The 20,068-nt window shown below is 67.6% G+C and carries 17 protein-coding genes and 1 pseudogene; 8 read left to right on the forward strand and 10 right to left on the reverse strand.

Annotated elements, in window-relative coordinates; all coding sequences use genetic code 11:
* Positions 1-102 precede the first annotated feature (102 nt).
* Positions 103-1,059, reverse strand: a complete 957-nt coding sequence (locus IAE58_RS11545) for a sodium:calcium antiporter (RefSeq protein ID WP_199933005.1) — start codon at positions 1,057-1,059, stop codon at positions 103-105.
* A gap of 72 nt (positions 1,060-1,131) precedes the next feature.
* The gene (locus IAE58_RS11550) at positions 1,132-1,773 is read right to left on the reverse strand and encodes a hypothetical protein (RefSeq protein ID WP_199933006.1); all 642 of its coding nucleotides are present in this window, start codon (positions 1,771-1,773) and stop codon (positions 1,132-1,134) included.
* Positions 1,774-1,895: 122 nt separating this feature from the next.
* Between IAE58_RS11550 and IAE58_RS11555 the strand changes: the two genes are divergently transcribed.
* Positions 1,896-2,414 carry a hypothetical protein gene (locus IAE58_RS11555; RefSeq protein ID WP_199933007.1) on the forward strand — a complete coding sequence of 173 codons (519 nt, stop codon included), beginning with the start codon at positions 1,896-1,898 and terminating at the stop codon, positions 2,412-2,414.
* A 109-nt stretch (positions 2,415-2,523) separates the two neighbouring features.
* On the opposite strand, the gene hmgA is transcribed toward IAE58_RS11555, so the two are convergent.
* A complete protein-coding gene (gene hmgA / locus IAE58_RS11560) occupies positions 2,524-3,828 on the reverse strand; it encodes a homogentisate 1,2-dioxygenase (RefSeq protein ID WP_199933008.1) in 1,305 nt (434 codons plus the stop codon).
* An 84-nt stretch (positions 3,829-3,912) separates the two neighbouring features.
* Positions 3,913-5,025 (reverse strand): 4-hydroxyphenylpyruvate dioxygenase, encoded by a 1,113-nt coding sequence (hppD, locus tag IAE58_RS11565; RefSeq protein ID WP_199933009.1) that lies wholly within the window; start codon positions 5,023-5,025, stop codon positions 3,913-3,915.
* A 129-nt stretch (positions 5,026-5,154) separates the two neighbouring features.
* On the opposite strand from hppD, the gene IAE58_RS11570 reads away from it, so the two are divergent.
* Entirely contained in the window at positions 5,155-5,649 is a 495-nt protein-coding gene (locus IAE58_RS11570; RefSeq protein ID WP_108754407.1) for a MarR family transcriptional regulator, read from the forward strand.
* 71 nt (positions 5,650-5,720) lie between these two features.
* Here IAE58_RS11570 and IAE58_RS11575 read toward each other — a convergent pair whose 3' ends face one another.
* From IAE58_RS11575 to IAE58_RS11590, 4 genes and pseudogenes are all read right to left on the reverse strand, one after another.
* The gene (locus tag IAE58_RS11575; RefSeq protein WP_199933010.1) at positions 5,721-6,860 is read right to left on the reverse strand and encodes a hypothetical protein; all 1,140 of its coding nucleotides are present in this window, start codon (positions 6,858-6,860) and stop codon (positions 5,721-5,723) included.
* A 141-nt stretch (positions 6,861-7,001) separates the two neighbouring features.
* Positions 7,002-7,611 (reverse strand): annotated as a pseudogene (locus tag IAE58_RS11580) (thioredoxin family protein).
* Positions 7,612-7,628: 17 nt separating this feature from the next.
* Positions 7,629-9,128: an oligopeptide:H+ symporter gene (locus tag IAE58_RS11585; RefSeq protein WP_199933012.1), complete on the reverse strand. Its 1,500-nt coding sequence runs from the start codon at positions 9,126-9,128 to the stop codon at positions 7,629-7,631.
* A gap of 180 nt (positions 9,129-9,308) precedes the next feature.
* Entirely contained in the window at positions 9,309-10,184 is an 876-nt protein-coding gene (locus tag IAE58_RS11590) for a tryptophan 2,3-dioxygenase family protein (protein WP_108754411.1), read from the reverse strand.
* A 335-nt stretch (positions 10,185-10,519) separates the two neighbouring features.
* On the opposite strand from IAE58_RS11590, the gene pdhA reads away from it, so the two are divergent.
* From pdhA to IAE58_RS11610, 4 genes are read left to right on the forward strand one after another with little or no spacing between them, the layout of a single operon-like run.
* On the forward strand, positions 10,520-11,602 hold the full coding sequence (pdhA, locus tag IAE58_RS11595) for a pyruvate dehydrogenase (acetyl-transferring) E1 component subunit alpha (protein ID WP_108763100.1): 1,083 nt from the start codon (positions 10,520-10,522) through the stop codon (positions 11,600-11,602).
* Positions 11,595-12,662, forward strand: coding sequence for an alpha-ketoacid dehydrogenase subunit beta (locus IAE58_RS11600; RefSeq protein WP_108751115.1), 1,068 nt, complete (start codon positions 11,595-11,597; stop codon positions 12,660-12,662). Before pdhA ends, IAE58_RS11600 begins: the two co-directional genes overlap by 8 nt.
* Before the next feature lies 1 nt (position 12,663).
* Entirely contained in the window at positions 12,664-13,017 is a 354-nt protein-coding gene (locus IAE58_RS11605) for an SH3 domain-containing protein (RefSeq protein WP_108751116.1), read from the forward strand.
* On the forward strand, positions 13,014-14,402 hold the full coding sequence (locus IAE58_RS11610) for a dihydrolipoamide acetyltransferase family protein (RefSeq protein WP_164274612.1): 1,389 nt from the start codon (positions 13,014-13,016) through the stop codon (positions 14,400-14,402). The genes IAE58_RS11605 and IAE58_RS11610 overlap by 4 nt, the downstream gene beginning before the upstream one ends.
* Before the next feature lie 335 nt (positions 14,403-14,737).
* Here the strand turns inward: IAE58_RS11610 and IAE58_RS11615 are convergent, their stop codons facing one another.
* The gene (locus tag IAE58_RS11615; RefSeq protein ID WP_199933013.1) at positions 14,738-15,373 is read right to left on the reverse strand and encodes an NAD(P)H-binding protein; all 636 of its coding nucleotides are present in this window, start codon (positions 15,371-15,373) and stop codon (positions 14,738-14,740) included.
* A gap of 106 nt (positions 15,374-15,479) precedes the next feature.
* Between IAE58_RS11615 and IAE58_RS11620 the strand changes: the two genes are divergently transcribed.
* Positions 15,480-17,018 (forward strand): GGDEF domain-containing protein, encoded by a 1,539-nt coding sequence (locus IAE58_RS11620; protein WP_108751120.1) that lies wholly within the window; start codon positions 15,480-15,482, stop codon positions 17,016-17,018.
* A 120-nt stretch (positions 17,019-17,138) separates the two neighbouring features.
* Here the strand turns inward: IAE58_RS11620 and IAE58_RS11625 are convergent, their stop codons facing one another.
* Positions 17,139-18,065, reverse strand: coding sequence for a DUF808 domain-containing protein (locus IAE58_RS11625; protein ID WP_108763103.1), 927 nt, complete (start codon positions 18,063-18,065; stop codon positions 17,139-17,141).
* Between the two features lie 117 nt (positions 18,066-18,182).
* On the opposite strand from IAE58_RS11625, the gene IAE58_RS11630 reads away from it, so the two are divergent.
* Positions 18,183-19,922: an AarF/UbiB family protein gene (locus tag IAE58_RS11630; RefSeq protein WP_199933014.1), complete on the forward strand. Its 1,740-nt coding sequence runs from the start codon at positions 18,183-18,185 to the stop codon at positions 19,920-19,922.
* Positions 19,923-20,068: the final 146 nt, after the last annotated feature.

A 20,068-nucleotide genomic window follows, 5' to 3' on the forward strand; every position in this document is an offset into this window, starting at 1 on the left:
CCCCCCCCTGGGGGGGGGCCCCCCCCCACCCCCCCCCCACCCCCCCCCCCCCCCCCCCGACTCTACGAAACTGCGGCGCTGTGCGTCCGTGCCGGCATTCAATCACGCGCTGGTCAAGGCAATTTCCAAACCCACCCACGCCACGAACGCGCCCAGCAGGATCGCACCTTCCACGCGGCTGATCTTCAGATCGCCGCGCAGCATCGGGTACAGCACCAGCGCGAAGGCCAGCAGCGCCGGCAGTTCCAGGCGCACGAACGAGGCCGGCAGTGCCAGCGGCTGCAGCAGGCCCATCGCGCCGATCACCAGCAGCAGGTTCACCACGCTGGAACCCAGCACGTGGCCCAGCACCATGTCGCCGTGGCCACGACGCGCGGCGGCGATGGCTGCGGCCACCTCCGGCAGTGCGGTGCCGATTGCCACCGGCAGCAGGCCCACCAGCAACGGGGACCAGCCCAGGGCGGTGCCGAAGTCCGCCGCCGCACCAACCACCAGGCGCGCGCCCCAGTACAGTGTCAGCGCGGCGATCAGCACCCGCAGCACGTTCAACGGCAGGCTGGTGCGGCTGAGCGCGGATTCGGCGATGACCGCCTGCACTTCAGGCCCCTCCACGCGGCCGCGGCGCAGCAGAACCGCCTGCACCACAACAAATGCGGCCACCAGTGCACCGGCCTCCCAGCGCTGCAGGCGGCCATCCAGGCCGAACACCATCATCAGCAGCGCCGCGGCCAGCAATGACCACCACAGCACGGTCTGCAGGCGCGCGCGCAGCAGCAACGGCGCGGCAATGGCGGCCACGGCCAGGGTCAGGCCCAGGTTGGCGATGCTGCTGCCCATCGCGTTGCCCAGCGCCAGTTCGGGCTGGCCGACCAGCAACGCGCGCGCGTTGACCGCCAGCTCCGGCAGCGAGGTGGCCACGCCGAGCAGCAACAGGCCGGCGGTGAAGGCACTGGCGCCGAAGCGCTGGGCCAGGCCGGCTACGGCCTTGACGATGGAGTCCCCGCCCAGGGCCAGCAACAGCAGGCCGAGCAGGAACCAGGCAATGGCTATGACGATCATCGAGCACTCCCCAGCGGTCGTGGCGCGATTCTACGCGCGGCGCCCCGCTACCGGGACGCCGCAGATCAAGGTTCAGCCGCAGCCTTCGGCGTAATCCACCTGCGGGGTCTTGCCCACCCGCCAGCCACCCACCTTGCCGTCGGCGCCCAGCGCGAAGTCGACCACCGCCCCGCCCTCCTGCGCCGGGCGCACCCGCAGGTGCTGGGCCTTGTCGTCGTACTTGTCCGGCACCACGTCGCCGCGATCCGGGTACAGGGTCTGCAGCTCGCCCAGGGTCATGCCCACCCGGCCACCGCCGGGGGCGACGATGGCGCTGCTGCGCACGTCATAGCGCACCAGCTTGCGGCCTTCGATCATCAGGCGCGGGTCCTCAGCATCCTGCGGGCGCAGGAAGTAGCAGCCGTCATTGCTGTCATCGGCCGGCAGCGGCTTGCCGGCGGCATCGGTGCCCAGCCCCTGCAGGGGGCTGCCATAGCCGCTGCGCACCTCGGCAATGCCGGCACCCAGCATCACGCCGCCAAAGCCGTCCAGCCGCGCCGGGCTGTCACTGCGCGGGTCCACCGGCGAAGCCGTGGCCAGGTCGGCATCGGCGGGCACCGAGGCATCCTTGGCCGGGGCAGTGGCGGCAGGTTCGGCCGGTGCGGTCGGTTCCGGGGTGCGGTTGCAGGCGGCCAGCGACAACAGCAGCAGGCCAGCCAGGGGCAGGTGTTTCATGGGTGGTTTCCTGGGCACGGTGTGCAGGCACGCTAGCGCAGCGCGCGTGCAGGCGCTGCATTGTCATCGCCGTTTCATGCCGCGCGTTCAGGCTCGGCGTGCACCGACTTGGCTGTCCTTCCATGCAACCGCGCAAGACCGACCTCGCCCGAACCGCGCTGCAGGCCCACCGCGCACCGCTGGACATGCGCCAGCGCCGGCTGCTGATCCTGTGCGATGGCCAGCGCAGCATTGCCGATCTGACCGGCCTGATCGGCCAGGAGGCACCGGCGATGGTGATCCAGCTGATCCAGGGGGGCTATCTGCAGACCGGGCCGGAAGCGACAGTCGCTGCGCCTCCAGCGGTACCGGTCGCGCGGGATCCTGCGCCGGTCCCGGCCGGGGTCGAGCGCCGCCGCTCGTTGGCGGCCGCGCGCATCTACCTGCTGGGCATTCTGGAAATGCAGCGCAATGCACAGGCCGCGGCGTTGTTCCGCGACCTGCAGCAGGCGCGCGCGGAAGACCAGGTGCTGGCGGTGCTGCGTGCGGCGCTGGGTGTGCTGCCTGGCATGACCTCCGAGGGCTATTGCCAGCGCGTGCGGCAGCGGTTGTTGGAGGCGTTGCCGTTGGAGCATTGCGACGCCTTCGCGGCCACGGCGTAGCAGCGACCGGGTAGAGTCGACCGTTGGTCGACTGCTCTTGCCTGCAAATCCCGCGCTGCGCGCGTTGGTCGACCAACGGTCGACTCTACCCCGCCTGCCCTGCCGGCCCCTACGCCGAACGGAAATTGTTGCGCAAGCCGTTCCAGCACTGCTGGTAGTCGCCTTGGCGATGCGCTGCAGCCAGCGCCTGTGCGCTGGGACGAATCACCGCGCGGGTCTCGAACATGAAGGCCATGGTGTCCTTGATGACATCGGCCTTGGACAGGTCGGCGTTGGACGCCTTGTCGAAGGTCGGCGCATCGGGGCCATGCCCGCTCATGCAGTTGTGCAGCGACGCACCGCCGGGCACGAAACCTTCGGCCTTCGCGTCATAGGCGCCGTGCACCAGGCCCATGAATTCGCTGGCGATGTTGCGGTGGAACCACGGCGGGCGGAAGGTGTTCTGCGCCACCAGCCAGCGCGGCGGGAAGATGGCGAAATCCATGTTGCTGGTGCCGGGCGTGTCGCTGGGCGAATGCAGCACGAGGAAGATGGACGGGTCCGGGTGGTCGTAGCTGATCGAGCCGATGGTGTTGAAGCGGCGCAGGTCGTAGCGGTACGGCGCGTAGTTGCCGTGCCAGGCCACCACGTCCAGCGGTGAATGGTCGATGGGCGCGCGCCACAGGCGGCCGTCGAACTTGGCGATCAGCTCGAAGTCGCCGTCGATGTCCTCGAAGGCGGCATGCGGGGTTTCGAAGTCGCGCGGGTTGGCCAGGCCATTGGCACCGATCGGGCCCAGGTCCGGCAGCTTCAGCAATGCGCCATGGTTTTCGCACACATAGCCGCGGCTGGGGCCGTCGGGCAGCTCGACGCGGAAGCGCACGCCGCGCGGAATCACCGCGATCTGCTGCGGCTCGATCTCGATCACGCCCAGCTCGGTCAGCAGGCGCAGCGCGCCCAGCTGCGGCACGATCAGCAGTTCGCCGTCGGCGCTGTAGAAGTAGCGGCCGACCATGTCCCGGTTGGCGGCATACAGGTGGATGCCGACGCCGGCGTGTGCATCGGGCGAACCGTTGCCGCCCATCGTGTACAGGCCTTCGACGAAATCGGTCGGCAGTTCCGGCAGCGGCAGCGGGCTCCAGCGCAGCTGGTTCGGCGATGCCGGCTGCGCGTTGTAATCGCATTGCAGCCGCGATTGCGCGAACGGGGTGAACTCGCCATGGGTCACCGCCGGGCGGATGCGGTACAGCCAGCTGCGGCGGTTGCTGCCGCGCGGCGCGGTGAACGCGGTACCCGACAGCTGTTCGGCGTAGAGGCCATGGGCCACCTTCTGCGGCGAATTCTGCCCGACCGGCAGTGCGCCGGGCACGGCCTCGGTGGCGAATTCGTTGCCGAAGCCGGACTGGTAGCCGCGGGCGGTGAGGGCGGTGGACATGGGGAGCTCCAGAGAACAGCGATGCCGGAACGGAAAGCCGCCGGGCATGGCCCGGCGCTACCGAAGGTGGTGCGTGCGGTGACCTTACAGCACGCCGCGGCGGATCTGGTCGCGCTCGATGCTTTCGAACAGCGCGGTGAAGTTGCCTTCGCCGAAGCCTTCGTTGCCCTTGCGCTGGATGATCTCGAAGAAGATCGGGCCGATGCAGTTCTGGGTGAAGATCTGCAGCAGCTTGCGCTGGTGGGTTTCCGGGTCGGCGTCGATCAGGATCTTGTTCCTGGCCAGGCGCGCCACGTCTTCACCGTGGTTGGGCACGCGCTGGTCGATCACGTCGAAGTAGGTCTCCGGCGTATCCAGGAAATCCACACCCTGCGCGCGCATGGCTTCGACGGTTTCATAGATGTTGTCGGTGAAGCAGGCGATGTGCTGGATGCCCTCGCCCTTGTAGGCGTCCAGGTATTCGTTGATCTGGCTCTTCGGATCGGACGATTCGTTCAGCGGAATGCGCACGATGCCGTCCGGTGCGGTCATCGCCTTGGACACCAGGCCGGTCTTCAGGCCCTTGATGTCGAAGTAGCGGATCTCGCGGAAGTTGAACAGGCGCTCGTAGTAATCCGACCACTGCTGCATGTTGCCGAAGTACAGGTTGTGGGTCAGGTGGTCGATGAAGGTCAGGCCGAAGCCGAACGGGTGCAGGTCGGCACCGGGCACGGCTTCGTAGTCGCCATCGAAGATGCTGCCGGCGGCGCCGTAGCGGTCCACCAGGTACAGCATACAATCGCCGATGCCCTTGATGACCGGTGCGTTGACGGCCTTGCTGTCCGGCTTGAAGGCCACCGCTTCAGCGCCGTTGCCCAGCGCGGTCTGGTAGACCTCAGCGCCCGGCTTCTGGAAGCGGATGGCGAAGCCGCAGGCACAGGGGCCGTGCTTTTCAGCAAAGTCGGCGGCGAACGAGTCGGGGTCTTCGTTGACCAGGAAGTTGACGTCGCCCTGGCGATAGACGGTAATCGGGCGCTGCTTGTGCTTGAGCACCGCGCTGAAGCCCATCTTGCGGAAGTAGTCGTGCAGTTCCTGGCCACGGCCGGCCGGGGCGGCGAATTCGACGAACTCGAAACCATCGATGCCCATCGGGTTTTCGAAGGTGGTGACCTGCATGCCGGGGTTCGGGTGCGAGGCGGTCGGGACGGCGGTATTCATGGCGTGGCTCCGAATCGGTGCCGCATCGGCACAAACCAGGTGCGGGCGGGGTTGGACCCGGCGAGAATGCAGGGTACGGACCCAACCTTTATAGTTACAACTGAAACCACCAGCAAGGTGCACCGCAGCATGAACCCAGCCGACCCCGCCTCTACCCGCGTGCGCGCCTCGCACGTCCTGCTCGACCTGGAACAGTTCCTGCCTTACCGGCTGAGCGTGCTGTCCAACCGGGTCAGCGGCAACATCGCCAAGCTGTACGGCGACCGCTATGGCCTGGCCATTCCCGAGTGGCGGGTGATCACCATTTTGGCGCTGTACCCGGGCTCGTCGGCCAGTGAGGTGTCCGACCGCACGGCCATGGACAAGGTGGCCGTCAGCCGGGCCGTGGCGCGGTTGCTGGAGCGCGGCTTCATCAAGCGCGAAACCCATGGCGATGACCGCCGCCGTTCGGTGCTGGCGCTGTCGGCGGCCGGCTTCGAGGTGTACGAAACCATTGCGCCGCTGGTGATCGAGATCACCCGCAAGCTGATGTCGGTGCTGAGCGAGGAAGAGGAGCAGCTGCTGGAAAAGCTGATCCTGCGGCTGGCCGGCGATGGCCTGGAGCGGATGGGCGAAGGGGTGTAACCGCACCTAGCCTGGCGTTGTTCCGGGGTCAGAGCCCTTTCCTGCGGAAAGGGATCCGACCCCGAGCAGGGTCAGCTCAGGTGCTTGCGCCGGGCATGGATCCACGGCACGGCCAGGGCGGCAATGGCGCCGCCAGCGAACCCCAGCGAGGCGGCCACGGTGGCCGCTTCCACCGCGCCCGGCAGGGCCAGCGCAGCGGTGACCAGCAACAGCGAAGGCAGGCCGACGAAGGTGCCCAGGAAGAAGGTCCAGCGCGGCGACCAGGTGTTGAGCTGCAGCAGGCTGACCGGCTGCCAGGCGTCGCCGGCGGTGTCCTCGGCAATCTTCGCCACCACCTTGGCCAGGTCCACTTCCGGCACCAGCTTGCCCGGGCGGGCCGCGGCAATGGCGTCAGCCACTGCGTCCACCGGCGGGAAACTGGCCGGCCACGCCGCCGGCGCCGTCACGCCGTAGGCGGTCAACAGCGGCACGCTCAGCCACGGGGCCAGCAGCGGCCGCAGCTTGCGCCGGCCGTGCACACACCAGATCTGCGGCTGGCCATGGGCGGTCACGCTGTACAGCGCCAGTTCGCCCGGCGGCGGATAGCCCAGCATGGTCACCCGTGCGGCCAGGCTGTCCTGGTCCATGGCACGCAGGAAGCCGGGGCGGCTGCGCCCTTCCTGCATCCAGGCCAGGCCCAGCGCGCCGACCAGCCAGGCTTCGGCCACATCCTTGCTGCCGGCGCTGGCGCGCTCGTCGCTGGCCAGGTACCAGGCCAGCGATTTCGGTTCGGCCACGTCCTGCACGCCCCAGCGGCTGTCATCGCCCAGCACGTGGCGCACCGGCAGGCGGGCCGGTGCGGTCTCACCGCGTTCGCCGGTCTGCAGAAACGGCAGCACGCCCTGGATGAAGCTGGACAGATCGATGGCACGCAGGCCACTGCCCTGCCATTCGGCGGGCAGCAGGCCGGTCAACTGGCCTTCGGCGGCCAGCCGGTCCAGGCGGGCCTTCTGCTCGACCAGTTTCTGCACGGCGCCCTTCAGCACCACGTTGTCGGGCAGTGCGATCTGCGGCAGGCGGTAGCGCGGCGGCGCAAGTTCCAGCGTGTCTTCGCCGGTTCCGGCATCGTCCAGCAGGGTTTCCTGCGCGGGCAGGCCTACGCCTTCGGGGGCCGCGCCGTCGGCCGGTGTGCTGGCGTGGTCGGGCGATCGGTCGGCGTGGTCGCTGTGCATGGGCGCTCCTGCGGGTGGGGGCCGCAGTCGAATCGACTGAGGTCCTTGTCGTTAGCGGCCATGGGGGGGATTTCTGTAACCGCTTGGCAGTCGAGCAAGCAGTGCAGTCGAGCATGGCTCGACTCTACAGTGGGGGCGTGGTCAGCGCGGGGGCGCCCACTTTTCCAGGAAGGCGATGAAGCGGGCGCGCTGGTAGCCCTTGCCCTCGCCCTTGGGCATTTCCAGTTCGCCAGTGAACTGCGACTGCAGCAGGGTGCCGTCGGCGTCCAGCACGAACAGGTGCGGGTAGCCCTTCACCTGCGGGTACTGCGACAGGAAGGCGGTGTTCTCGTTGTCTTCGCTGTAGTTCACCTTCATCCAGACGAAGTTGGCATCGCGCAGGCGGCGCACTTCGGCATCGCCTTCGATGAACTTGTCCATCAGGTGGCACCACGAACACCACTCGCCGCCCACGTCCAGGATGATGCGCTTGTTGCCGCGCTGCGCTTCCACCTTGGCCGTTTCCAGATCGGCCTGCGGGTCGCGCGCCGGGTCGAAGCTGGCGTTGAGGCCGGCAATGGCCGCGATATCGGCCGCCGCCGGGGTGTTGCCCGAGGCCACCGGCACGCTGGGGTCAGCGGCCGGTGGCTCGGTGGGGCGGGTATCCAGGGGCGGTGGGTTCGGCCGGTGCCGGCGGCGGTTGCTGGGAACAGGCGCTGATCAGCGCTGCACACATCACGGCCACCACGGCCCTGCCGAACGTTGTACGCATGCCCACTGCCCTCGCGATTACTTGACGCCGTGCATCAGCTTGTTGATCAGCGGCGCGATCAGGAACAGGACCACGCCCGAACCGATCAACGCCCAGAACCCGAAGGTATACCCCTTCAGTGCCGATTCGATCGTCATGCCACCTTCACCGCTGACCGCACCGGCGAAGATGCCCGACAGGTTGTTGCCGATGCCGGTGGACAGGAACCAGCCGCCCATGCCGAAGCCGACCAGGCGCACCGGGGCCAGCTTGGTCACCATCGACAGGCCGATGGGCGACAGGCACAGCTCACCCACCGACTGGATGACGTAGACCATGAACAGGGTCCAGAACGGGATCTTGCCGTCCACGACCATCTGCGACAGGGCGAACATCAGCAGGGCGAAGGCGGCGCCGTTGAACAGCAGGCCCAGGCCGAACTTGCGCGGGATGGACGGATTGGCGCGGCCCATGGCCACCCAGATCCAGGCAATGATCGGGGCCAGGGTGATGATGGCCACCGAGTTCACCGACTGGAACCACGCGGTCGGGAAGGTCCAGTCACCGAACTGGCGGTTGACGATGTTTTCGGCCAGGAAGGTGAACGAGCTGCCGGCCTGTTCGAAGAACATCCAGAACATCACGTTGAAGGCGAAGATGATCAGCATGGCGATCACGCGGTCGCGCTGCACCTTGCCCTCGCGGATGCCTTCCACCAGCAGCAGGATGGCCAGGGCGGTGAACATGGCGCCCAGGATCCAGGCCAGCGCGGTAGCACCGGTGGCCAGCAGGAAGTAGGCCACCGGAATGGCGACCACGGCACCGGCCAGCACCATCACGATGCGACCGAAGCCTTCGGCACCGACCGGCGGTGCGCCAATGCCCTTCAGGCCGGCACGACCGACGTAGAACCACACCAGCGAGATCAGCATGCCCACGCCCGAGGCGATGAACACGACCTTGTACGACGGCATTTCCGAGGTGCCGAACACCTTGCGCGCCAGCCATTCGGTCAGCACCGGGGCGATCATCGCGCCGATGTTGATGCCCATGTAGAAGATGGTGAAGCCGGAGTCGCGGCGTTCGTCCTTCAGGCCGTACAGCTTGCCCACCATGGTGGAGATGTTCGGCTTGAACAGCCCGTTGCCGACGATGATCGTGGCCAGGCCGAGCTTGAAGATGTGCTCCTGCGGCAGCGAGATCATGAACAGGCCGGCGGCCATGATGACCGCGCCGGTCAGGATCGAGCGCTGGTAGCCCAGCACCCGGTCGGCCACGTAGCCGCCGAAGATGGCCGCGGCGTAGACCAGCGCCAGGTAGGCGCCGTAGATGCGGCTGGCATCGCCTTCACCGGCGGCATTGCCGCTGTAGAACTGCGAGACGATGTACAGCACCAAGGCCCAGCGGATGCCGTAGAACGCAAAGCGTTCCCAGAATTCGGTCATGAACAGCATCCACAGCGGGCGCGGGTGGCCCAGCGTGGTCTTGAAGTCCGGCAGCGCCGGTTCTGGGGTGTTCGCAGTGGCGTCTAGGCTCATGCGGGTTTCCTGGTTCGGTGGATGGGCGGCACATCCGCTGTGCGCTGGAGCAACGCGCGAGGATCACCGACTTGTGGCGTTCACGTCAAATACACGCCGTTTGAGGCAGGTCACGACCTGCTCGCTGAACTTGCATCTGAAACGATCCAGCCGATCGCGGCAGGCCAAGCTGAATGGGGATCAGGCCTGATCTGCCGGGGGCCCGGCCTGCAGGGTGCTGCGCACCTGGAACAGTTCGGGGAAGAAGGTCAGCTCCAGCGCCTGTCGCAGGAAGCCCACGCCGGACGAGCCACCGGTGCCGCGCTTGAAGCCGATCACCCGCATCACCGTGCGCATGTGGCGGAAGCGCCAGAGCTGGAACGCGGTTTCCAGGTCCACCAGGTCCTCGCACAGCGAATACTCGCGCCAGTAGCGGTCGGTGTCCTGGTAGATGCGTTCGAACACCGGCTGCAGGGCATCGTCGGCCACGTGCGGCTGGGTCCAGTCGTGGCTGTCATACAGCGCGGGCACGGCGTGGCCGAAGCGGGCCAGGTACTTCAGGAATTCCTCGTACAGGCTGGGTGCTTCCAGCACGGTGCGCAGCTGCGCCTGGCCGGCCGGGTCATGCTCGAACACCTGCAGCATCTGCGCGTTCTTGTTGCCCAGCAGGAACTCGATGTAGCGGTACTGCAGCGACTGGAAGCCCGAGGACGGGCCCAGCACGTCGCGGAAGCCCATGTATTCGGACGGGGTCAGGGTTTCCAGCACCGACCACTGTTCGGTCAGCTGGCGCAGCACCTGCTTGCTGCGGGCCAGCACCTTGCGGCACTGCCAGACCTCGTCGCGCTGCAGAAAGCCGATCGCCGCACGCAGCTCGTGGCCCAGCAGCTTCAGCCACAGCTCCGAGGTCTGGTGCTGGATGATGAACAGCATCTCGTCGTGGTGCGGCGGGTTGGACAGCGGCTGCTGCGCGCTCAGCAGCTGGTCCAGCCGCAGGTAGCCGCCGTAGGTCAGGCGCCCCTGCAGATCGGTGTGGATGCCAGCTTCGAGATCGCGTTGGTTGTTGTCGACGGACATGGGCGGGACCAGATCAGGGTCGGCAAGGGTAGCGCGTTGCCGCCGCGCTGGCAGCGGCGCCCACCGTACCGGGGCGTGCGGTGGCCCGTGGAGCCAGCTGCGAGCCACCGGCTGCGCGTGGAACCGTTTGCGCCGTTGCACCAGCAGTCAGCCAAAGGCGTATTCTGATGCTTTGCAGCAACGACTGAATACGTTGTTGTTATTGGCCCCCCACCCGTCGGCAGGGGTACAACGGGGAATTGCCGTGTTGCGCCGCAGGAAGGCTATTTCGTACGCGTTCCTTAACATGGCGATTCATATCATTTGTAACTTCTCTGTCGAAGGTGCAGTACGCAATGACGGTAGCCGCCGAGTTCAAGATCGAATACCTGCAGTACCTGGACGCGGACGGCAAGCTCGTCCGCAACGACCTGCCCGAATCCCTGAAGGATCCGGCTGTCCTGGTGCCGCTGTTCAAGCAGATGCTGTACGTGCGCACGTTCGACAGCAAATCCATCGCACTGCAGCGCACCGGCAAGCTGGGCACCTATGCCGCCTGCCTGGGCCACGAGGCCGCGCACGTGGGCATTGGCGCCGCGATGAAGCAGGGTGACGTGTTCGCCCCCAGCTACCGCGAGTACGGCGCCATGTTCATGCGTGGCGTGCGCCCCTACGACGTGCTGATGTACTGGGGCGGCGACGAGCGCGGCAACGACTACACCGGCAACGCGGTGAAGGACTTCCCGTTCTGCGTGCCGATTTCCACCCAGTGCCTGCATGCCGCCGGCGCTGCGCTGAAGTTCAAGTTGAACAACGAAGCGCAGATCGCGGTGGCGGTGTGCGGCGATGGCGGCAGTTCCAAGACCGACTTCTACGCTGCACTCAATTCGGCCGGTGCCTACAAGCTGCCGCTGATCCTGTGCATCGTCAACAACGGTTGGGCCATCTCGGTGCCGCGCTCGGCCCAGACCGGTGCCGAAACGCTGGCGCAGAAGGGTCTGGCCGGCGGCCTGCACTGCCTGCAGGTGGACGGCAACGACCTTATTGCGGTGCTGGCCGCGATGGAACAGGCGCGCGAACGCGGCCTGGCCGGCGAAGGCGGCACGGTGCTGGAACTGATGACCTACCGCCTGTCCGACCACACCACCGCCGACGACGCCCGCCGCTACCGCGACGACGCCGAAGTGAAGGACGCCTGGACCCGCGAGCCGATGCTGCGCCTGCGCAAGTACCTGGTCGCCCAGGGCGTGTGGAGCGAAGCAGAAGAAAAGACCTGGGTCGAGCAGTGCGCGGCCAAGGTGGACGAGGAAGTGAACCAGTACCTCAACACCCCGGTGCAGCCGGTCGAGGCCATGTTCGACTACCTGTATGCCGACCCGCCGGCGGACCTGCTGGCCCAGCGCGCGGCTGCCATTGCCCTGGAGCAGCGCCATGGATGAGATCAAGCACGGCGCTTCCGCTTCCCAGGCCAATGCCGCCGACAGCGCCGCTGTCGCCGGTGGAGACATCGCAATGACCGCTACCCCCATCACCCTGATCGAAGCCATCACCCAGGCCCTGGCCTGGGAGCTGGAACACGACCCGTCGGTGCTGGTGCTGGGCGAGGACGTGGGCGTGAACGGCGGCGTGTTCCGCGCCACCGCCGGCCTGCAGCAGCGCTTCGGTTCGCAGCGCATCCTCGACACCCCGCTGGATGAAACCACCATTGCCGGCCTGACCGTCGGCCTGGCCGCACAGGGCATGAAGCCGGTGGCCGAAGCCCAGTTCGACGGCTTCGTCTACCCGATGGTGGACCACATCATCTGCCACGCCGCGCGCCTGCGTACCCGTACCCGTGGCCGCCTGCACTGCCCGATGGTGCTGCGCGTGCCGTGGGGCGGTGGCATCCGCGCGCCGGAACACCACAGCGAAGCCAACGAATCGATCTTCACCAACGTGCCGGGCCTGCGCGTGGTGCTGCCGTCCAGCCCGCAGCGTGCCTATGGCCTGCTGCTGGCCGCCATGCGCGATCCCGATCCGGTGATCTACATGGAACCCAAGCGCATCTACCGCCAGTACAAGGAAGTGGTCGTCAACGACGGCGAAGCGCTGCCGCTGGATGTCTGCTTCGTGCTGCGCGACGGCACCGACGTGACCCTGGTTGCCTGGGGCGCACAGGTGAAGGAAGCGCTGGAAGCGGCCGACAAGCTGGCCGGCGAAGGCATCAGCGCCGAGGTGATCGACGTGGCCACCCTGCGCCCGCTGGACTTTGCGACCATCGCCGAATCGGTGGCCAAGACCGGCCGCTGCGTGGTCGTGCAGGAAGCGCCGAAAACCGCAGGTTTCGGTGCCGAGATTGCCGCCCGCCTGGCCGAAGAATCGCTGTATGACCTGCTGGCCCCGGTCGAGCGCGTTACCGGCTACGACACCCACATTCCGCTGTTCCGTCTGGAAATGAAGTACCTGCCCAGCGTGGACCGGATCGTGACCGCGGCCAAGCGCGCGGTGGCGGCGGGCTGACATGCGGGCCCGCCTGCTGGGGGCTTACCGCAGCCAATATTCCAATCCGCTCCGGTTCCGCACCGGCCAGATCGTCGAAGTGGGTGTACGTGACGAAGAATGGCCGGCGTTTGCCTGGGTACGCAGCAACGATGGGCGCGCCGGTTGGGCGCCCGTCGCCTGGCTGCAGCCGCTGGACGAAGGTCGCGCCGAAGCCCTGCGCGACTACGACGCCCGCGAGCTGGATGTGGAAAGCGGCGAGATGGTGAAGCTGCATCACGAACATGGTGGGTGGTGGTGGTCCGAGCGCGCCAACGGCGCGACGGGCTGGCTGCCGGCCCGCGAACTGGAACTGCTGGAAGAGAACTGCACATGAGCCAGACCAAGAACTTCAACCTGCCCGACCTGGGCGAAGGCCTGCCGGACGCAACCATCGTGGAATGGTTCGTGAAGGAAGGCGATGTGATCAAGCTGGACGAACCGCTGGTGTCGATGGAAACGGCCAAGGCCGTGGTGGAAGTGCCCTCGCCGGTGTCCGGCAAGGTGCTGAAGCTGTCCGGCGCGGCCGGCGACATCATTCCCACCGGTTCGGTGCTGGCCAGCTTCGAGATCGACCCGAACCTGCCGCAGCGCGCCGATGGCCAAGACACCGGCCACAGCCACGGCCATGCGCCGGCACCGGCTGCTGCGGCACCGACCCCGCCGCCCATTCCGACTGCAGCCCCGGCCCCGGCCGTGGCCGAAGAAGCCAAGGCCGAGCGCGATGACGCCGGCACCGTGGTCGGCGCCATGCAGAGCTCCAACGCCGTACATACCGAACAGGCGCTGGCCGTCGGTGGCGTCAAGGCCGTGCCGGCCGTGCGTGCCACCGCGCGCAAGCTGGGCGTGGACCTGTCGCGCGTGCGTGCCACCGGTGCCGATGGCGCGGTGACCATGGCCGACGTGAAGCAGGCCGCTGCCAACGGCACCGCCAAGCTGGGCGCCGCCCCGGCACCGGTGGCTGCCGCTGCGTACGCTGCGCCGGCCCCGGCGCAGGTGTCGGCCCCGGTGCAGAGCGAAGCCCGCACCCCGCTGTCGGCTGCCGGCAAGCCCATGCGCACCCAGCCGCCGGGCGTGGTCGCCAAGGGCCAGCCGGAACCGCTGAAGGGCGTGCGCCGCAACATGGCGCGGGTGATGGCCGACGCGCACAGCAAGGTCGTGCCGACCACGCTGAACGACGACGCCGACATCCACGCCTGGCTGCCGGGCAACGACGTGACCGCGCGCCTGGTGCGTTCGATCGTGGTGGCCGCGCAGAAGGTGCCGGCCATGAATGCCTGGTTCGACGGTGAAGCACTGACCCGCACCCTGCACGCGCAGGTAGACATCGGCATTGCCGTGGACACCGACGACGGCCTGTTCGTGCCGGCCCTGCGCAACGCCGACATGCTCGACGCCCGCGGCATCCGCGAAGGCGTGAACCGTCTGCGCGAGCAGGTGGAATCGCGTTCCATTGCCGCCTCGGAACTGAGTGGCTACACCATCTCGCTGTCCAACTTCGGCATGTTCGCCGGCCGCTACGCCACCCCGGTGGTCGTGCCGCCGTGCGTGGCCATCGTCGGTGCCGGCCGTGCCCGCCACCAGATGACCCCGGTGATGGGCGGCGTGGAAGCGCACAAGGTCATCCCGCTGTCGGTCACCTTCGACCACCGCGCGGCGACCGGCGGTGAAGCAGCCCGCTTCCTGCGCGCGATGATGGACGACCTGGCGCTGGCCAGCTGATCGACCCATTGATGGGTGGGTGCTGACCGTTGGTTGGCAAATGAAATGACTGGTAGGTGCCAACCTTGGTTGGCACATGGGTTGGAGAAACGCCGGGCACTGCCCGGCGTTTTTTTGTGGGCGAAATGCGGCGATCCACTGCCTTGGCATTTGCCTTGGCATTTGCCTTGGCGTTTGCCTTGGCGTTTGCCTTGGCGTTTGCCTTGGCATTTGCCTTGGCCTTGGCATTTGCCTTGGCATTTGCCTTGGCCTTGGCATTTGCCTTGGTAGAGTCGAGCTTGCTCGACTGCTCTTCGCGAAAGGCAAAGGCAGTCGAGCAAGCTCGACGCTACCTCTCAGCCCACCAGATCCTGCGACGGCACGACATGCTCGCCCGGTGCCGGGGCCAGCGCGGCATCCACCAGTGCTTTGGCAATACGCTCGGCCGGGTTGATCCGCCAGGCCCGGGGCAGCACCGGATCCAACCCGCCCAGCACCTTCAGTGCGAACGCTTCGCCACGGCGCACCTGCTGGCGGTGCCCGCCAATCAAGCCGGGCCGCACCAGGGTGAGCGAGGCGAACTCCAGCGCCCGCAGGTCACGCTCCAGCTCGCCTTTCACCCGGCTGTAAAACACCGCCGAACGCGGGTTGGCCCCGGCCGCGGAATTCAGCACGAAGGCGCGGGCGCCCTGGGTGCGGGCCGCATTGGCGAAAGCCAGCGGGTAGTCGTGGTCGATCCGGTAGAACGCCTCGCGGCTGCCGGCCTGGGCCATGGTGCTGCCCAGGGCGCAGATCACCGCGTCCACCTGCGCCCAGTCCGGCGCCTCGGGCACAGCGTCGAAGGACAGCACCGGCGCGTGCAGCTTTGCATCGCGCAGCTCCAGCGGCCGCCGCGTGGGTGCCACCACGGCGCGGCAGCGCGGGTCGTCCAGCAGCATCGGCAGCGCCAACCCACCGACCAGCCCGGTCGCCCCCAGCAACATCACACGCATACCCACCCCCACTGCTGCATTCTGTGGCCCCATGCTATCCGTTCAAGCCGTGCGCGGCCGCGCCGATATGCTGGAACCAGCCCCTGCCATCCCCGGGATTCGCTCCATGACGGACCAGCCAGACCACCGCCCTGCCCCCGGCACCGCCCTTGGGCCGCCGGCGCGCGTCCGCGCGGTGGTGGACGATGGCCGGGCCGACCGGGTGGTGCTGCAGGGCGGCGGCGGCGTGGCCCTGCAGCAGCTGTTCGCCGGCGCCGATGCGCCCGAGCCGCTGCTGGCCGCCTTCGCCAACGGCATGGCCACCCTGCCCGGCGAGCTGGGCGACATGGGCGACCGCCTGCAGTCGGCCCAGGCCAGCGCCGATTGGCCGCGCTATGGCCGGGCCATGCGCCAGCTGATCGACAAGTACATCCGCACCATCGAACAGCACTCCCCCGATGGCCAGCCCGAAAGCCTGCGCCTGTCCGAACAGCTGCGGCTGCTGCTGGGCGGCGCGGTGGTGGCCCTGCTGCAGCACGACCCCGACCTGCGCGAGCAGGCCCAGGCCCTGGCAACGCGCCTGCGCCAGTGGCAGCCCGGCGTGGCGCTGGAACCCATTGAACAGGGCGTGCGCGAACTCGGCCACCAGGTGGGCGTGCGCGCGGAAAGCTGGCAGGAACAGCAGGCCCTGCTGCTGGAACTGTTCGCCCTGCTGCTGGAGAACGTGAGCGAACTGCTGGACGACCGCAGCTGGTTGCAGGGGCAGATCACCGCCGTGCAGCAGCTGCTGACCGGCCCGTTGGACACCGAAGCAGTGGAACGCACCCGCGCCGAACTGCGCGAAGTGATCTACAAGCAGGGGCTGCTGCGCCAGGGCATCGATGAATCCAAGGCCGCCATGCGCGGGCTGATGGGCGAGTTCATCGAACGCATGGATGGCATGGCCACCAGCACCGGCGAATACCACGACCGTATCGGCAGCTATGCCCTGCAGCTGCGCGAAGCACGCAGCATCGCCGATCTGAACCAGCTGCTGCAGGAGGTGATGCATGACACCGGCAAGGTGCAGCAGCAGGCCGCGCAGGCACGTGACCATCTGGCCAGCGCGCGCGCCGAGGTGGAACGCGCCGAACAGCGCATCACCGAACTGGAACAGGAACTGCGCGAGGCCGGAGACCTGGCCCGCATCGACCCGCTGACCCAGGCCCTGAACCGCCGCGGGCTGGACGAACTGCTGCAGCGCGAGCTGGCCCGTGCCGCGCGCAACAACACGCCGCTGGGGCTGGCGGTGATCGATCTGGACGATTTCCACCAGACCAACGAGGCCCACGGGCATGCCGGTGGCGACGCGCTGCTGCAGCACCTGGTGTCGGTGTGCCGACTGCTGCTGCGGGCCACCGATGGCGTGGCCCGCCTGGGCGGTGATGAATTCGTGCTGGTGCTGCCCGATGCGCAGGGCGCGGACAGCATGGCCACGGTCCAGCGTCTGCAGCGTTCACTGGCGCACCGTGTGCTGACCGTGCGCGACCAGCGCGTGCCGGTGCATTTCAGCGCTGGCTTGGCCCAGTGGCAGCCCGGCGACGATGCGCAGAGCCTGCTGCGGCGTGCCGATGATGCGCTGTACGAGGCCAAGCGCCACGGCAAGAACCGCGTGCAGGCGGGTTGATGCGATCCGCCGGGCATGGCCCGGCGCTACCGTGCGGGTGGTCGTGATGCGATCCGCAGGGCCTGACCCGGCGCTACCGTGCGGGTGGTGGTAGCGAGGGGCCATGCCCGGCGGCCATGGTCAGCGCCCGCGCAGCTTCTGCAAGCCGGTTACCGCGGCCAGCACGATGGCGCCGGCCACGATACCCACCACCATGTTCGCCGCCGCACTGATCAGCCAGCCCCACTGCCCTTCCCCGCCCATCGCCTGCACCGCATGGTGCAGCGCCGGGATGTTGTGCACCAGGATGCCGCCGCCCACCAGGAACATGGCGATGGTGCCGGCCACCGACAGGAACTTCATCAGCCACGGCGCCGAGCGCACCAGGCCCCGCCCGAACGCGGCTACCGCCCCGCCCTTGCGCGACAGGTACAGGCCCACGTCGTCCAGCTTCACGATGCCAGCCACCAGGCCATACACGAACACCGTCATCGCCAGCGCCACCACGGTCAGGGTCAGCACCTGCTGGGTGAACGAGGCCACCGCCACCACGCCCAGGGTCAGCACGATGATCTCGGCCGACAGGATGAAGTCGGTCCGGACCGCGCCCTTCACCTTGTCCTTTTCCCACGCCACCATGTCCACCTGTTCATCAGCCAGCGCCTTGCGACGTTCGGCCTGGTGCTCGGCGTCCTCGTCGGCGGAATGCAGGAAGCGGTGCGCCAGCTTTTCCACGCCTTCAAAGCACAGGAAGGCACCGCCGATCATCATCAGCGGCACGATCAGCGGCACGTTCCAGCCACGGCTGTGCAGCCAGGCTTCCAGCGCGCTGATCGCCAGCGCCGCCGGCACCAGGATCACCTTGTTCACCAGCGAGCCTTTGGCCACGGCCCACACCACCGGCAGCTCACGGTTGGCGTTCACGCCGGTGACCTGCTGCGCGTTCAGCGCCAGATCGTCGCCCAGCACGCCGGCGGTCTTCTTCGCGGCAACCTTGGTGAGGATCGAGACGTCGTCCAGCAGGGTGGCGATATCGTCGAGCAGGGCAAACAGACTGGCACCGGCCATGGCACTTCCAGAGAGGGAATGGACGGATTCTGACCGATCAGGGGCAACGGCGGTAGCGGGTTCACCGCGCGCCTACCGCACTGCGGGGACACTGGGGGCGTTGCCCTTCCGCCGGGCATGGCCCGGCGCTACCAACAGGGTGCCGCCGCTTTCGAGGAGTGTCGTTTGAGCAAGCCGTCCACCGCCCCGGGCAATCCACCGCTGGTCAGGGGCATGAACCGGCGCAGCCAGATCCTGCGCCTGCTGATGCGCTATCGCCATTCCGGCGTGTTTTCCGGCATGAACCTGGACGCGGCGGGCAGCCATACCGACGTGCCGCCCGACGGCAATCCCGAACAGTTCGTCAGCGACCTGGAAGCGCTGGGGCCCACGTTCGTGAAGCTGGGGCAGATGCTGTCCACCCGCCCGGACATGGTGCCGGTGGAATTCGCCACTGCGCTGGAGCGCATGCAGGAAAAGGTGGCCGCCATTCCGGTGCAGCGCATCCACGCCATCGTGGAACAGGAACTGGGCGCGCCGGTGAACAAGCTGTTCGCCTCGTTCGACCCGGAACCGCTGGGCTGCGCTTCCATTGCCCAGGTGCATCGCGCCGTGCTGCGCGACGGGCGCCAGGTGGCGGTGAAGGTGCAGAAGCCGGAAGTGGCCGCGCAACTGCGCTCGGACCTGGAAGCGCTGCGCAGCTTCGCCCTGGCCGCCGATCACCTGACCCAGGTGGGCCGCCGCGTGCGCCTGCGCGACTGGCTGAACGAATTCGCCAAGACCCTGATGCAGGAACTGGACTACCACGCCGAGGCCGAGAACCTGGCGCGCTTCGGCCGACACCTGAAGCCGTTCCGGCGCCTGTGGGTCCCGCAGCCGCTATGGGATTTCAGCAGCCAGCGCGTGCTGACCATGGAACTGGCCACTGGCGTGCGCGTGGACGCGATTCCCGGTGTGCGCCGCACCGAACAGGCGATGGACCCGCTGGCCGCCGCGCTGATCCGCGGCTATCTGGACCAGATCTTCGTGCATGGCGAAATCCACGCCGATCCGCACCCGGGCAACCTGCGCGTCACCCCGGACGGGCGCCTGGCCATCTTCGACTTGGGCATGGTGGCGCACATGCCACCGCGGCTGCGCGAGCGCCTGCTGAAGATCCTGTTCGCCGCCGTCGATGGCCGCGGCGAAGAAGTGGCCGACGATCTGATCAGCATCAGCACGCGGCTGGAAGCCTTCGACGAGGAGCGCTACCTACGCGAGACCGGCCAGTTGATCGCACGCTACGCAGCGAACGGCAATTTTTCCGAAGGCCGCGTGGTGCTGGACATGGTGCGCATCGCCACCTCATGCGGCCTGCGAACACCGCCGGAACTGAGCCTGCTGGGCAAGGCACTGCTGAACCTGGAAACGGTGTGCCGCCTGCTGGCACCGGACCTGGATACCCGGCGCATCGTCGAACGCCAGCTTCAGCACGTGATGCGTGCGCGCCTGAAGAAGTCGCTTTCGGCTGCCAATCTGGCCAGCGAAGCGATGGAGCTGCAGCAGCTGCTGCGCGACGGGCCGCGCAAGCTGTCGGACATCATGGCGCTTCTGGCCGAGAACCGCCTGCAGATGAAGGTGACCGGGCTGGAAGAATCGCGGCTGATGGAAAACCTGCAGAAGATCGCCAACCGCGTGGCGGCGGGCATCATCAGTGCGGCACTGATCATGGCCGCGTCACTGATGATGAAGCTGGAGACCGGCTGGCACGTCTTCGGCTACCCCGCCATCGCCCTGCTGTTGATGCTGATCGGTGTGGTATTGGGCTTGGGAATCGTTACCAGCGCACTGCTGTTTGATCGCCGTGCACGCGCACGCGAAGAACGCGGGCATCGCTGAAGCGGGCAGTGCGTGCGCCGCCTTAATGAAATCGCGTAGCTGTTTTCACGCTGGTTTTACCAATGCGGCGCGATTTCACATCATGTAACGAACAAACATTTCAGTCAGGTTCGCGCAGGCATGATCGGGTCATCGACCTGTCATGT

The organism is Stenotrophomonas sp. S49, assembly GCF_016624905.1.
Lineage (GTDB): Bacteria > Pseudomonadota > Gammaproteobacteria > Xanthomonadales > Xanthomonadaceae > Stenotrophomonas.

Bases quoted from the DNA above. Each gene is read 5' to 3' on its own strand.
- IAE58_RS11545 (WP_199933005.1), bottom strand. From the start codon at position 1,059: ATGATCGTCATAGCCATTGCCTGGTTCCTGCTCGGCCTGCTGTTGCTG.
- IAE58_RS11550 (WP_199933006.1), bottom strand. From the start codon at position 1,773: ATGAAACACCTGCCCCTGGCTGGCCTGCTGCTGTTGTCGCTGGCCGCC.
- IAE58_RS11555 (WP_199933007.1), top strand. From the start codon at position 1,896: ATGCAACCGCGCAAGACCGACCTCGCCCGAACCGCGCTGCAGGCCCAC.
- hmgA (WP_199933008.1), bottom strand. From the start codon at position 3,828: ATGTCCACCGCCCTCACCGCCCGCGGCTACCAGTCCGGCTTCGGCAAC.
- hppD (WP_199933009.1), bottom strand. From the start codon at position 5,025: ATGAATACCGCCGTCCCGACCGCCTCGCACCCGAACCCCGGCATGCAG.
- IAE58_RS11570 (WP_108754407.1), top strand. From the start codon at position 5,155: ATGAACCCAGCCGACCCCGCCTCTACCCGCGTGCGCGCCTCGCACGTC.
- IAE58_RS11575 (WP_199933010.1), bottom strand. From the start codon at position 6,860: ATGCACAGCGACCACGCCGACCGATCGCCCGACCACGCCAGCACACCG.
- IAE58_RS11585 (WP_199933012.1), bottom strand. From the start codon at position 9,128: ATGAGCCTAGACGCCACTGCGAACACCCCAGAACCGGCGCTGCCGGAC.
- IAE58_RS11590 (WP_108754411.1), bottom strand. From the start codon at position 10,184: ATGTCCGTCGACAACAACCAACGCGATCTCGAAGCTGGCATCCACACC.
- pdhA (WP_108763100.1), top strand. From the start codon at position 10,520: ATGACGGTAGCCGCCGAGTTCAAGATCGAATACCTGCAGTACCTGGAC.
- IAE58_RS11600 (WP_108751115.1), top strand. From the start codon at position 11,595: ATGGATGAGATCAAGCACGGCGCTTCCGCTTCCCAGGCCAATGCCGCC.
- IAE58_RS11605 (WP_108751116.1), top strand. From the start codon at position 12,664: ATGCGGGCCCGCCTGCTGGGGGCTTACCGCAGCCAATATTCCAATCCG.
- IAE58_RS11610 (WP_164274612.1), top strand. From the start codon at position 13,014: ATGAGCCAGACCAAGAACTTCAACCTGCCCGACCTGGGCGAAGGCCTG.
- IAE58_RS11615 (WP_199933013.1), bottom strand. From the start codon at position 15,373: ATGCGTGTGATGTTGCTGGGGGCGACCGGGCTGGTCGGTGGGTTGGCG.
- IAE58_RS11620 (WP_108751120.1), top strand. From the start codon at position 15,480: ATGACGGACCAGCCAGACCACCGCCCTGCCCCCGGCACCGCCCTTGGG.
- IAE58_RS11625 (WP_108763103.1), bottom strand. From the start codon at position 18,065: ATGGCCGGTGCCAGTCTGTTTGCCCTGCTCGACGATATCGCCACCCTG.
- IAE58_RS11630 (WP_199933014.1), top strand. From the start codon at position 18,183: ATGGCCCGGCGCTACCAACAGGGTGCCGCCGCTTTCGAGGAGTGTCGT.